Annotated in this window: 12 protein-coding genes; 4 read left to right on the top strand and 8 right to left on the bottom strand. The window is 41.7% G+C overall.

Features of this window, described 5'->3' with window-relative positions; all coding sequences use genetic code 11:
• The first annotated feature begins 7 nt into the window (after positions 1-7).
• From NQT65_RS12525 to NQT65_RS12535, 3 genes are all read left to right on the top strand, one after another.
• Positions 8-292, top strand: coding sequence for a DUF3630 family protein (locus NQT65_RS12525; protein WP_256846031.1), 285 nt, complete (start codon positions 8-10; stop codon positions 290-292).
• 146 nt (positions 293-438) lie between these two features.
• Complete coding sequence (locus NQT65_RS12530; protein ID WP_055254862.1) at positions 439-2148, top strand: ShlB/FhaC/HecB family hemolysin secretion/activation protein; 1710 nt, start codon at positions 439-441, stop codon at positions 2146-2148.
• 70 nt (positions 2149-2218) lie between these two features.
• On the top strand, positions 2219-2791 hold the full coding sequence (locus NQT65_RS12535) for a mechanosensitive ion channel domain-containing protein (protein ID WP_256851302.1): 573 nt from the start codon (positions 2219-2221) through the stop codon (positions 2789-2791).
• 74 nt (positions 2792-2865) lie between these two features.
• Here the strand turns inward: NQT65_RS12535 and NQT65_RS12540 are convergent, their stop codons facing one another.
• The 3 genes from NQT65_RS12540 to NQT65_RS12550 are packed head-to-tail and all read right to left on the bottom strand — an operon-like array spanning position 2866 to position 5255.
• The gene (locus tag NQT65_RS12540) at positions 2866-3924 is read right to left on the bottom strand and encodes a succinylglutamate desuccinylase/aspartoacylase family protein (protein WP_256851303.1); all 1059 of its coding nucleotides are present in this window, start codon (positions 3922-3924) and stop codon (positions 2866-2868) included.
• Positions 3911-4816 carry a 30S ribosomal protein S6--L-glutamate ligase gene (gene rimK, locus NQT65_RS12545; protein ID WP_004587974.1) on the bottom strand — a complete coding sequence of 302 codons (906 nt, stop codon included), beginning with the start codon at positions 4814-4816 and terminating at the stop codon, positions 3911-3913. Before rimK ends, NQT65_RS12540 begins: the two co-directional genes overlap by 14 nt.
• Before the next feature lie 10 nt (positions 4817-4826).
• Positions 4827-5255: an ATP-dependent zinc protease family protein gene (locus NQT65_RS12550; RefSeq protein WP_024031556.1), complete on the bottom strand. Its 429-nt coding sequence runs from the start codon at positions 5253-5255 to the stop codon at positions 4827-4829.
• Positions 5256-5533: 278 nt separating this feature from the next.
• Between NQT65_RS12550 and NQT65_RS12555 the strand changes: the two genes are divergently transcribed.
• A complete protein-coding gene (locus NQT65_RS12555) occupies positions 5534-6505 on the top strand; it encodes a zinc transporter ZntB (RefSeq protein WP_029772374.1) in 972 nt (323 codons plus the stop codon).
• A 54-nt stretch (positions 6506-6559) separates the two neighbouring features.
• Here the strand turns inward: NQT65_RS12555 and NQT65_RS12560 are convergent, their stop codons facing one another.
• The 5 genes from NQT65_RS12560 to NQT65_RS12580 form a co-directional block, all read right to left on the bottom strand.
• On the bottom strand, positions 6560-7735 hold the full coding sequence (locus tag NQT65_RS12560; protein ID WP_004587971.1) for a polysaccharide lyase family 7 protein: 1176 nt from the start codon (positions 7733-7735) through the stop codon (positions 6560-6562).
• Between the two features lie 681 nt (positions 7736-8416).
• Positions 8417-8752 carry a ribonuclease E inhibitor RraB gene (gene rraB, locus NQT65_RS12565; protein ID WP_004587970.1) on the bottom strand — a complete coding sequence of 112 codons (336 nt, stop codon included), beginning with the start codon at positions 8750-8752 and terminating at the stop codon, positions 8417-8419.
• Positions 8752-9465: a 1-acylglycerol-3-phosphate O-acyltransferase gene (locus NQT65_RS12570; protein ID WP_096739122.1), complete on the bottom strand. Its 714-nt coding sequence runs from the start codon at positions 9463-9465 to the stop codon at positions 8752-8754. Before NQT65_RS12570 ends, rraB begins: the two co-directional genes overlap by 1 nt.
• Before the next feature lie 169 nt (positions 9466-9634).
• Entirely contained in the window at positions 9635-11929 is a 2295-nt protein-coding gene (gene parC / locus NQT65_RS12575; RefSeq protein WP_256851304.1) for a DNA topoisomerase IV subunit A, read from the bottom strand.
• Between the two features lie 10 nt (positions 11930-11939).
• Positions 11940-13034 (bottom strand): PQQ-dependent sugar dehydrogenase, encoded by a 1095-nt coding sequence (locus tag NQT65_RS12580; RefSeq protein ID WP_004587967.1) that lies wholly within the window; start codon positions 13032-13034, stop codon positions 11940-11942.
• Position 13035: the final 1 nt, after the last annotated feature.

Here is a 13035-nt window from a genome sequence, read left to right on the forward strand (position 1 = left end):
GTAAACTATGACCCAAATTGAATACAATCACGCCCATAAATGCATTGTTATAAACCCGGTAGAAGCCCCACACGATGAGGACTTTGAGCTGTGGAGCACGCTGTTTTTACACGCCGATGAAATAACAATTATTGACTATGCTGGGGGTGCTGACCGTCATCAATTGCGCTTTAGCTATCAACAGCAAACCTTTAATTTAAATTTTGAACACTACAGCGAAAGTATTTGGATTAATGGCGAAGGCCAAGAAGCCGAGCATTTATTAGCAGCCCTTGCTTTTTACTTAAGCTAAAACACTTCGCATATGCACTAATTAACAAAGGTGCGTAACGGTAACAATTAATTAGTTTCAAAATCCATACCTTTTACTTACATTGTAATAACAATGATGTAAGCTGATATTACGACTCATATTTGCAGTAGTATTGAAGAGGTTGAATGGTGAATAGAAAATGGATTGCACACTGTTGTATAAGCTTAGCCCTTGTAAGCTTTAGTGCGCCTAAGGCCTTTGCACAACAACCGCCCAATAAAACTAACGCCTGCTCCGCTGTGCAAACTCACTCAGACAAAAGCAATAATTTACGCCGTGAGGTTGAAGATAAAACCACACTGATTAATAGTCGCCGCGACGCCCAAATAACCTCAATTACCCTTAAACAACTTAACGTTTTTAATACCGAGTTGGAGGAGGAAAATAACGCGCTTTTTCGTTTTGCCAACCGCGCGCATATTCAAACCGAGCCAGACGTTATTAGTAATATTCTGTTATTTAAACAAGGCGATAATTACAATGCCAGAAAACTCGCTGAGTCAGAGCGTTTATTACGCCAACAAAACTATTTATATGATGCGCAAATAAGCGCGGTTGAAAACTGCGACGGCAACGTAGATGTAGCGGTGGTAACTCGCGATTTATGGACCTTACTACCTGAAATAAGCTTTAGCCGCAGCGGTGGCGAAAATAAATCGAGCATTGGCTTTCGCGAATCAAATTTACTGGGTTGGGGCAAGCGTTTGTCGTTTTCACGCACCACCGACAGCGATCGTAATGGTTATTTATTTGTTTATGACGATCCTAATATATTATCTAGCCGGTATCGCGGGCGCTTAGAGTATGCCGACAACAGCGACGGTAAGCGCCACTTATTAGAGCTAACCTATCCGTTTTACGCCATAGATACACCTTATAGCTATGGTATTAAAAGCTTTTCTGAACAGCGAGAAGAGTCGTTGTATCGCCGTGGTGATGAATACAGTGAGTTTGATCAAACAACCGATTTTTTTAGCGCTTTTTTAGGCCACTCTAAAGCATTATCTGATAGCTGGACACAGCGCTTAACGCTTGGCTATGTAAAGCAAGAAGACAGCTTTGCAGAAATAGAAACAACCTTTGCTCCCTTGGCCAAAAACAGACAACTAAGTTACCCCTATGTGAGTGGTCATTGGTTTGAAGACAGTTATATAAAAGTGCGTAATTTTGACAGTATTTCGCGCACCGAAGATTTAAATTTAGGGTGGAATATTAAAGCCCTATTAGGCTACTCAGATGAATCACTAAGTAATGATGACAGCAGAGCCGTGTATTCGTTAAAAACTAAAAAAGCGCACTTTACTACCGACAGAACGCTGTGGCGTTTTAGTGCTCAAGTGGATGGTTATTGGAATAAAGAGCAAAAACAACTAGAAAACTTTTTAGCCACCAGCGAAGTGCAGTACTACTTAAATACCAGCGAAAACCAATCTTGGTTTGTTAAAGCCCGTGCCCAGTATGCTAAAAACCTAACCGCCGATAAGCAGCTAACACTTGGCGGCGAAACGGGCCTTCGTGGCTATCCTATGGATTACCAGCATGGCGACCGAAGCTTTTTAGTCAGCCTAGAAAAACGCTATTACTGGGAGTACGATTTACTGCAGCTATTTAAAGTCGGTGCAGCGGGCTTTGTTGATGTTGGCCGCGCTTGGTTTAACGATGAAGACAACGGCGAGAACGACCATGTTTTAAAAAATGTTGGGGTGGGTTTGCGTTTAGCACCTAGCAGAGCAAACTCTGGCACCATGATCCACCTTGATATTGCCGCCCCGCTTGATAGCTACGACGATGTTGATTCGGTGCAGTGGCTCGTGAGTGTTAAAAACACCTTTTAAATAGCGAGCAATAAACGAAAGCGTTACACTAGCGCTTTAAATTTTCCTAAAAACAGTACGGGATCACACTTTGGAATTGTTTGCGCTTTTAGAGCTAATGGGTACGCAATATAAATTGATTGTTACCCTTATGGCCATTTTACTTTTTCCTCTCTTATTAAAAGTCACTAAAAAGTTGCTCGAAAAAGCCATAAAAGGAAAAGTAGATGTTCATCGTAAATTTAGAGCTGAGCTGTTATTAAAAATAATACTCGCGTTTGTCATGCTGTGCTTAGTGCTTATATTTTGGGGTATAGAGCTGCGCGGGCTATTAGTTTTGGGCTCATCATTATTTGCTATGCTCGGGGTCGCTTTATTTGCCGCTTGGTCGCTGCTTAGTAACCTTACCGCTTTTTTACTCATGTTTATTCAAAATGGTTTTCATGTGGGAAATTGGGTGCGTATTGTTGATGGCGCAAACCATATAGAAGGGCGCATTGTCGAATTAGGTTTAATGAACGTGCTACTTGAGCATGTGGATGGGCACCGAGTTGTTTACCCTAATAACCTGTTTGTGACACGCCCGGTTATGGTATTAAATAAAGAACCTAAGCCTACAAAGGCACCGGTAATAAAACGGATTATTGGCCCTAAAAAGACATAGTTTTAAAAGTCATATCCGTAAAAAAGCCGCAGTAAGGCAAACCTCACTGCGGCTTTTTACTAGCTAACATAGTGCTAATTATTTAGCTCAGCTGTTTTAAGCTCTTCATCTAAATCATTTATTTCGTCAATAAAATGCTCTAATTGCTGCTCTACTAAGCTGTTATCATTTGCAAAGTAAGCAAGGTGGAATACCGCATCCCCTTCGTTTACTAGTGGCATAGTTTGCTGGCCTATCACAATACCGCCCTTAGGCGCTAAAAGCTCAAGTTCGGTATCACCTAATGGGCTACTTATGTACGCCAGCACTTGGCCTTTTTCTACGTGTTCACCTAGCGATACTTGCGCACGTACAATGCCATCTACCTCAGCGCGTATCCAACTTGTTGACCCTGCAATAATAGGATCGGGCAGTTTTTTAGGACGCTTGCCGCGGATCATTTTTAAATGCCGCATCACATAATCCACACCCTGCACACCTGCTGCAATGGCAATAGGGTCAAAGCGTAGGGCTTCACCGGCTTCGTAAGTAATAACCGGTATACCTAAATTAGCGGCTTCACTACGTAATGAGCCATTACGAAGGGATGCATTTATAACCGCTGGTGTGCCGAATGCTTTGGCCATATCAGCGGTTGCTTCATCATCTAAGTTAGCGCGTATTTGCGGTAAGTTAGTACGGTGAATCGCCCCCGTATGTAAATCAATAATGTGGGTACAATGTACCGCCACCTGATTAAAAAACATATGTGCCATACGCCCCGCAAGCGATCCACGCTCAGAGCCCGGAAAGCTGCGGTTCATATCACGTCTATCGGGTAAATAACGTGATTTATGAATAAAGCCAAACACATTAACAATTGGCACAGCAATTATGGTTCCGCGCAGTTGGCTTGCATCTATTTTAGAGAGCAGCTGGCGTACAACTTCTACACCATTTAGCTCATCCCCATGAATAGCTGCACACACCATCAGCACTGGGCCTTCCATTACACCATTAACCACTTCAATAGGAATATTGAGCGGTGAATGGGTGTAAAGTTTAGCAGCCTCTAAGGCAAGGGTTTTACGCTCGCCCACGCCAACACTTTCACCTAGTAAGGTAAAAGGACGATTAATTTTAACCTTTGCCACGGGTTGCGGTTCCTTTAATAGCAGCATTTTTTTCGATGAAATCAATCACCATACCGGCAATATCTTTACCTGTTGCCACTTCAATACCCTCAAGGCCTGGAGAAGAGTTTACTTCCATTACCAACGGCCCACGAGATGAGCGAAGTAAATCAACGCCCGCTACATTTAAGCCCATTGCTTTTGCTGCAGCAACGGCTGTTTTACGCTCTTCTGGGGTAATGCGTACTAATGTAGCGCTACCACCACGGTGAAGGTTTGAGCGAAACTCGCCTTCTTGCGCTTGGCGCTTCATGGCCGCTATTACTTTATCGCCAAGTACAAAACAACGAATATCGGCTCCGCCGGCTTCTTTAATGTATTCTTGAACCATAATATTGGCTTTTAAACCCATAAACGCTTCAATAACACTTTCAGCCGCTTTGCGTGTTTCAGCAAGTACAACACCGATGCCTTGTGTGCCTTCAAGTAATTTAATAACAACCGGAGCACCGCCTACCATTTCTAGTAAGTCTTTAACGTCATCTGGCTTGCTGGCAAAACCGGTTACCGGCATGCCTACCCCTTTACGTGATAACAGCTGAAGTGAGCGTAATTTATCGCGCGAACGAGAAATAGCCACCGATTCGTTAACAGGATAAACCCCCATCATTTCGAACTGACGTAAAACAGAGCAACCATAAAACGTCACCGATGCACCAATACGTGGAACAATGGCGTCAAAATCTTTTAAATTTTCACCACGGTAGTGAATTTCTGGCTGTTCTGAGTTTATATTCATATAGCAACGAAGCGCATCAATCACCTTTACCTCGTGACCGCGTGCCTCTGCCGCTTCAATTAAGCGACGCGTTGAATACAAATTTCTGTTGCGAGATAAAATACCAATTTTCATAGTTAAAACCTTAACTATCTAATAAATGAGATAAAGCCGGATCAACGACTATACGATTTTCCATGGCTGTACGCCCTAATAACATTCTAAACTTCATGGTTGCCCGACTCGTTAAAGTAACTTCTATTGGCCAGCTGTGCTGCCCTGCATGCAATGTTGTTTCTATAAAGTAGCGTAACTCTTTTTGCCCACTTGAGCTGGTTACCGCCTTAATTTTTTTAACCTTTGCAGTGCAAGCAACCTGAGTGTGTTCGTCATCTTGCAATGGTTGGACTATAAATTTTACCCACTTTTCTTCGCCTTCTTTGTACTCTTCAATGTTAATTGCATGAATACATGAAGTGCGGGCGCCAGTATCAACTTTTGCTTTTATCTTTTCGATGCCAAGCTCGGGTAAACTTAACCACTCACGCCAACCAACAGTTAACTTTGCTGTCATAAATGTGCCCTTAATAAAAAAGTGACTTATACGCTACGGCGCAAAAAACACCAGCGAAATAAATTTATCTAGTCGATGAGTAAATTAAATTGATCTTTTATAGGAACTAATCACACAATGCGCGCCTTGCTGTTTAGTGCCTTATTTAGCAATTAAAGCCTGCATATAGGTTTTACCTTAACGCTAACTTATTAAAAGTTAAAGTAAGTTTGTAAAGCACTATGCAGATACACTATAGTTAACTGTATTAAAAATACACTATTATATGAGTTTAAAATATGATTAATGGTTTACTGCATGCACTGGTGCTTGATGAAAAAGGCGGCGCGCACGCCATAGAAAACACCCGCGATTTAAATAACTGGCACCCTAGCCAAGGTAAACTGTGGATACATATGGACTACAGCCAAAGCGAGGCAGTAACGTGGCTTAAAAGCCAGGCTCACCTTACCGACTTTGAGCTTGATTCGCTTATTGCTGATGAAACTCGCCCTCGCTTAACACCTAGTACCAATGGCCATATGCTGTTTTTACGTGGTGTAAATTTAAACCCAGCGCAAAGCCCTGAGGACATGGTGTCAATTCGTTTATTTATTAGCGAATCTGTGGTTATCACAACGCGCAAACGTCGCTTACTTTCGATTCAAGATATATTAGCAGAGCTTAATGCTGGCCACGGCCCATGCTCAATATCAGAGTTGGTCGGCTCTATTACGCAAAAACTGACATCACGCATGCAAAGTGTCATTGATACGCTTGATGAAACCCTGGATGAATTTGAAGAAGAAATAGACGAGCCAAGTAAAAAGTTTGATAACCAAGGTTTATCTCAACTGCGCCGTCAAACTATTGCCTTAAAGCGTTACTTAAAACCGCAAAAGGAAGCATTAAGTTTAATGGTAAATAACCATTACCCCTGGCTTTTAGATGAAGATAAAGCAAAGCTAAACGAAACCACTAACTTACTTATTCGTTATTTAGAAGAGCTAGATAGCGCCATAGAGCGTGCGCAAATTATTCAACAAACCATTACTAACCAAGTGTCTGAGCAATTAAATCAACGCATGTATGTAATGTCGGTTGTGGCTGCGCTTTTTTTACCACTGGGCTTTTTAACGGGCCTTTTAGGGGTAAATGTAGGTGGCATACCTGGCACCGAAAACCCTTATGCATTTAGTGCATTTGTGATTTTTTTAATTGTGCTTACTGGCGGTATTGGCGTGTACTTTAAAAATAAAAAATGGTTATAAAATAAAGTTTTTTTATTATGGCCACTCAATTGAGTGGCCATAATAAGTCACTAATTAATTAGTTTCGCGCGTATAACTCACATTGGTCATCGTCACTTTTGACTCTGTAATGCCTAAATCCTCAAAACAGTTTTTAAACGAGTTAGAGTTTCCGGCCTCACCACATTTATCTAATGTGTATGGGTCTTGCGATTGCAGGTAGTTACCAAACTTAAAGTATGACTGCGAATCATCCTCTACTGGTATACCGAACGAGTTACCGAATGCCGTAACCTCTACATCGCCGTAGTTATTAACTACCCGCAAGTTAAATGTCTCACCGCTGGTCATTGTACCCAGAGCAAATTTTTCTTCATTACCGCTGGTATTACGTAAACGTACGTACACATCAAAAATTCCGTTGTTCGCTACGCTATCATTAAAGCCCGATTCATCAGTATCCGACACATACACTTTAGATATAGTTCCGGTATCACTAGCATGGTGCTGCGATATAATTGTTTTTCCGCCATCAGACATCTCAACTTTAACCGTAGCTTCGAACACTTCATAGGTTTGAGTCATAGCAACGCGTAAACTTTCTTTAACCTTATACTCATGACGCCAGCCATTACCATTAGGCGTAATATGTTGTGCCTCTAACGGCACAAACACTAAGGTGCTATCGTCAACGAGAGGATTTGGGTTATCACCTTCTAAATCAAAAATGCTACCACTGGTTATGCTGCTAGGTATTGTTGAACCATTTGAGTTATCGCTGCCGCCATCTGAGCCACCATCATTACTGCCGCTGCCCTCAACCAAGGCAAAATTATCAAACCTTACATCGCTGGTGTTGTTGTAATGTTTAGCAAAAACCTGAAGTGAATTGGTGTTTGCTGAGGTAAATGTTTTTGTTACTTTAGTCCACGAAGAAACATTAAAGGTTTGGTTTTTAAATAAACCATTTAAATCGTTTACACCAATTTGCCCTTTACCCAGCACATAAGCACTTAGGGTGTATTCAGTGTTAGGCTGTATATCTACCACTTGATAAACCCGTGCTGGACTGCCCTGAATTTTTAACGATTTTGAGCCACTGTAAGCATCTGAAGAAATAGCGGCTGGGTCGGTTTCGTTCCAGTTACTAAAGCCACTTTCAAAGCCTGCATTATTGATTGTTGCAGCATGAGATAGCGCTGAACTTGTCGCAATTGCGCTGTAAAAAAACAGTTTTTTATGGTTAATCATTATCTTTATTCCTTTAAACCTGAATATAAAAATAACCTAACTACCTAGTTTTGTGTCAGTCACTAAAACTTAGATCACCCTGTGTAAACAGGTTTCTATTTTTGTGTATGAATAGATTTGGCAAGAACACTCGGGTTACAAAAATCAATCTAAAACCCTTAAATTGGCCTTACCAATATTAATGCCATATGGCGAGCTAAAGGCTATATTTTTTGTTACCAATATGTCAACAGAGGATGTAATAGCAAATAAGTATTAGTTTTATTAAATATTGCATTTACAACTTGTAAATAGTTATAACTATTCAACAGGTTATATATTAGGGACAGGTTAGCAATAAATAAAAATATTTTTTCAATTTAATGAATAAGTAGTACGTCGAAATAAGCCCTATTACCAATAGGAATATGAACAAGCTTAACTTTTAATGAATAAATTAAGGAGAATTAAGTTTTTTATATGAAAGATAATAATTGGTTATAGCAAAAATAAAATTGGTAACACGAAAAGTATTAAATTTTTGCCGTTAAATAAGGCAAAATAAAGGGGGTATTAATGCGCCATTACACTAAAAATGAATTAATATCTGAAAATAGGCTGCGGTTTAAAGAGTCATGTTTACTCTGTGCACAAAAAAAGCGAGCATATATAAATGCTCGCCTTTATCAACTAGCTAACGCCTTACTCTTGAAAGTAAGTGCCCCAACCGTCGTATTCAACGTCACACTCAACAGCTAGCGCTGCAAGTTTATCAACGTCTTCCATTATAACTTCAACGTCTAGCTCAGCTTCGACTACAATATCAAAGCTCCAAATTTTGCTGCCATCTTCTAGCTCAAGCTCTGCCGGTTCTTCAACATCGTAGCCTAATTTAAAGGCAGCCAGTGCCGCTTGCTCTAATTTGCTAAAATCTTCGCATACAAAATGATGCTCAACTTCATAAAGTATTTCAGGATCAGAGCCATCTTCAAGTAGTGAACTTACGATGTCTTCACTTATTTCACGCCAGTTTTCCATTATTTATCTCTCGCTTGAGCATCTAATTCAGTTATTTTAGCAGCCATAATACTATGCACTTGGGTGGCCTGTTCACGGGCACTCACTTTTTTATCAAGTGATATAGGCGCTAACATTTCAATGTAAATTGTACCATTATCCCAGCGGTTTAGCTTAATAGTTTTATCAGTTGTGCTCATACATACCGGTACTATGGGTACATCTGCGCTTAAAGCGGTGTGAAATGCGCCGGTTTTAAATGGCAGTAAACCGCGGCCATAGCTTCTTGTGCCTTCGGGAAATACCCAAATAGATAGGCCTTTTTGTTTAATTTTTTCAGCGGCTTTTGAAATTGTACCTGCCGCTTTTGAGCGATTAGCTCTATCAATCAATATGTTGCCCGACAACCAGTAAAGTTGTCCAAAAAATGGGATCCACTTTAAGCTTTTTTTGCCTAAGCTAACGCAATTTTCAGGCACCATAGCCGATACAGTAAATAAATCGTAATTGTTTTGATGGTTTGATAGGTAAACCGCAGGGCCAGTATTGAGCGCATCAGGGTGGCGTTTAAGGACAAGTTTAACCCCTAACATTTTAGCCATTGAGCCAAACCAGCCGGCTATCACATGCACATTATTAGGGTGAAACGGTCTCACAATCGACAATAACAACCCAAACACGCAGCTGAAAAATATAAACAGCACCATAATTAAAATACGTATAACAGCTAACAAACTTCTCTCCAAAATGTGTGTGCAATGCGCTATAAGCCGCGCATATTTCACTATTATAACGTGATTTTATGACGATCACGAGACAATAGCGAACAGCTGTAAGCTGAAAAATACAGGATAAACAAAAACGGCCTGCAAAAGCAGGCCGTTAGAGGTTTATATTTCGGGTTTATTCTTCGACTAATGTGTCATCATTTTGCTCATCTGCCGGCGTAAACTCCACCACAGCTTCATCAACACGCTGTAAGCCTCGCGGTAACTTATTACCTCTACGCCCGCGCTCACCATGATAATGCTCCAAATCGCTCGGTTTAAGCGTTAGCTTTCGTTTACCAGCATGAAGGGTAACGCTACTGCATTGTGGTACCACCGCCAGCACTTTGACAAACTCTTCACGTGCTTGCACTTTAGCCCCTGGTATAGAGATAATTTTATTGCCTTTACCTTTACCCAGTTTTGGTAAGTCGCGCAGTGGGAACAACAGCATGCGTCCTTCGTTCGAAATGGCCATGCAGTAATCGGTTGCTACATCGTTTACTCTGATTGGTGAGAGTAAAATTCCGCCCTTAGGCACGCTCACCAAGGCTTTACCGTTTTTATTTTTACTTACTAGGTCTTTAAAGTCAGTAATAAAACCATAACCCGCGTCAGAGGCCATAAGTAGCACTTGATTATCTTCACCCATTACCACGTGCTCAAAATTAGCTCCAGTGGTGAGGTTAAAGCGCCCTGTCATTGGCTCGCCTTGGCTACGTGCTGATGGCAAGCTGTGTGCATCGGTTGCAAATGCACGCCCTGCTGAGTCTAAAAATACCGCAGGCTGATTACTCTTACCCTTAGCGGAGGCTTTGTATTCATCGCCAGCACGGTAATTAAGCCCTTCTACGTCAATGTCATGGCCTTTACCAACACGTGCCCAGCCTTTATCAGAAAGCACGACTGTTACCGACTCTGAAGGAATTAAATCTTTTTCACTCAGTGCTTTAGCTTCTACGCGCTCAATAACAGGTGAGCGGCGATCGTCGCCATACATGTCGGCCGCTTCTTGAATTTCTTTTTTAAGAAGCGTTGACATACGACGGTCTGAGCCAAGCGTTAGCTCTAACTTGTCACGTTCTTTGGCCAGCTCATCTTGCTCGCCACGTATTTTAAATTCTTCTAGTTTTGCTAAATGACGAAGTTTTAACTCTAAAATGGCTTCGGCTTGAGTATCGGTTAAATCAAAGCGCTCCATCAACACAGGTTTTGGTTTATCTTCTGTGCGAATAATTTCAATTACTTCATCAATATTTAAAAAGGCAGCAAGTAAACCTTCTAAAATATGCAATCGTGCCAGTACTTTATCTAAACGGTGCTGTAAGCGCCTGCGTACTGTTTCGCGTCTAAACGTTAGCCACTCAGATAAAATACTGCGTAGGTCTTTTACTTGCGGGCGGCCATCAAGGCCTAGCATGTTTAAGTTTACACGGTAGTTTTTTTCAAGGTCGGTGGTGGCAAATAAGTGCGCCATTAGCGGCTCAGCTTTAATGCGGTTTGAACGCGGTACAATCACAATACGGGTTGGATTTTCGTGATCAGACTCATCTCGTAAATCAGCGACCATTGGCAGCTTTTTAGCATTCATTTGCGCTGCGATTTGCTCAAGCACCTTAGCCCCTGAACACTGATGCGGTAGCGCCGTAATAACAATATCGCCATGCTCTTCAGTATACACCGCGCGCATTTTAATTGATCCTCGGCCGGTTTTGTATATTTTATGAATGTCGGCTTTTGGGGTAATTATTTCAGCGTCGGTTGGATAATCAGGTGCGTGTACAAGCTCAAGTAACTCATCAAGCTCGGTTTTAGGCTTATCAAGTAATAAACAACAGGCACTGGCTACTTCACGCACATTATGTGGTGGAATATCGGTTGCCATACCTACTGCAATACCCGTTACGCCATTTAACAAAATATGCGGTAAGCGCGCCGGTAACACTAATGGCTCATCCATGGTGCCGTCAAAGTTTGGCGTCCAATCAACGGTGCCTTGGCCTAGCTCTTTAAGTAATACCTCAGAGAACTTTGATAAGCGTGCTTCGGTATAACGCATTGCCGCAAACGATTTAGGGTCATCTGCTGCCCCCCAGTTACCTTGCCCATCGACTAATGGGTAACGGTAAGAAAACGGCTGCGCCATTAATACCATAGCCTCGTAACAGGCACTGTCGCCATGCGGGTGGTATTTACCTAATACATCACCTACCGTACGAGCCGATTTTTTATATTTAGCAGCGGCCGATAAACCCAGCTCGCTCATAGCATAAATAATACGACGTTGAACCGGTTTTAAACCATCACCAACATGCGGTAATGCACGGTCCATAATTACGTACATAGAGTAATTTAAGTAGGCGTCTTCGGTAAAACGCCCCATTGTTTGTTGTTCAATTCCTTGCATTAGCAAGGTATCTGTATCACTCATTAAAGCTTACCTAGTTTTTCTTATAGCTTACGCGGTAGATCACGTTTGCGTAATCGTCGCTTATTAGCAGACTGCCGTCATTTAATTGTGCAAATGCAACTGGGCGTCCAAAGGTTGTTTCGTTATGCATAAAGCCGGTAATAAATGGCGTGTATTTAGTAATACGCCCTTGCTCTACATTGGCTACAGCCACTTTATAACCTGACTTTTTAGTACGATTCCACGAGCCATGTTCAGCAACAAATAGCTGCTCTTTGTAAGAACCCGGGAACTGTTTACCGGTATAAAAATGAATACCAAGGGGCGCAACGTGAGCACCTAGCGCAAGCGCTGGCGGGCTGTAGTCGCTAATGTTTTTACCTTTACCAAACTCAGGATCTACAATGGCACCGGCGTGAACATAAGGAAAACCAAAATGCTCGTTTTCTTTACTTACGCGATTAATTTCATCAGGTGGAATATCATCACCCATCATGTCGCGGCCGTTATCGCTAAACCATAATGCTTGCGTGCTTGGATGAAAGTCAAACCCCACTGAGTTGCGTACCCCTTGGGCTATTGTTTTAATTTGTTTGGTTTCTACATCAAGTGCAAAAATACGCCCGTAACGCTCATCTTCGGCGCATATATTACACGGAACACCAACCGGAATAATAAGCTCGCCAGTGGGTGCAAAGCGTAAAAACTTCCACCCGTGGTGACGATCCGATGGCAACGCGTTGTAAACCACGTCAAATTTAGGGTCTTTTAACTGCGTGTCTACGTTTTTAAAGCGAATAATACGGTGTACTTCACCTACGTATAAATCGCCATCTTTAATTGCTAATCCCGAGGGCATATTTAACCCCTCAGCAATCACCATTTTTTTATCTGCTACGCCATCACTGTTATGATCGATTAACGCATACACATTTCCTGCTTTGCGCGAACCTGCGTAAACAATGCCTTTTTTTGATACTGCTATTTGGCGTGCATTTTCAACATCATCAGCAAATAAGCTTACCTCAAACCCAGGTGCTACGGTGAGTTTGTCTAGTATGTCTTTTGCCATTGCTGGGGCTGTTGTTAAGCCAAGCAATAATAAACTTCCTAGTATTTTATTCATT

The sequence above is a fragment of the Pseudoalteromonas agarivorans genome, assembly GCF_024518735.1.
GTDB lineage: Bacteria > Pseudomonadota > Gammaproteobacteria > Enterobacterales > Alteromonadaceae > Pseudoalteromonas > Pseudoalteromonas atlantica.

Bases quoted from the DNA above. Each gene is read 5' to 3' on its own strand.
- NQT65_RS12525 (WP_256846031.1), top strand. From the start codon at position 8: ATGACCCAAATTGAATACAATCACGCCCATAAATGCATTGTTATAAAC.
- NQT65_RS12530 (WP_055254862.1), top strand. From the start codon at position 439: ATGGTGAATAGAAAATGGATTGCACACTGTTGTATAAGCTTAGCCCTT.
- rimK (WP_004587974.1), bottom strand. From the start codon at position 4,816: ATGAAAATTGGTATTTTATCTCGCAACAGAAATTTGTATTCAACGCGT.
- NQT65_RS12550 (WP_024031556.1), bottom strand. From the start codon at position 5,255: ATGACAGCAAAGTTAACTGTTGGTTGGCGTGAGTGGTTAAGTTTACCC.
- NQT65_RS12555 (WP_029772374.1), top strand. From the start codon at position 5,534: ATGATTAATGGTTTACTGCATGCACTGGTGCTTGATGAAAAAGGCGGC.
- NQT65_RS12560 (WP_004587971.1), bottom strand. From the start codon at position 7,735: ATGATTAACCATAAAAAACTGTTTTTTTACAGCGCAATTGCGACAAGT.
- rraB (WP_004587970.1), bottom strand. From the start codon at position 8,752: ATGGAAAACTGGCGTGAAATAAGTGAAGACATCGTAAGTTCACTACTT.
- parC (WP_256851304.1), bottom strand. From the start codon at position 11,929: ATGAGTGATACAGATACCTTGCTAATGCAAGGAATTGAACAACAAACA.
- NQT65_RS12580 (WP_004587967.1), bottom strand. From the start codon at position 13,034: ATGAATAAAATACTAGGAAGTTTATTATTGCTTGGCTTAACAACAGCC.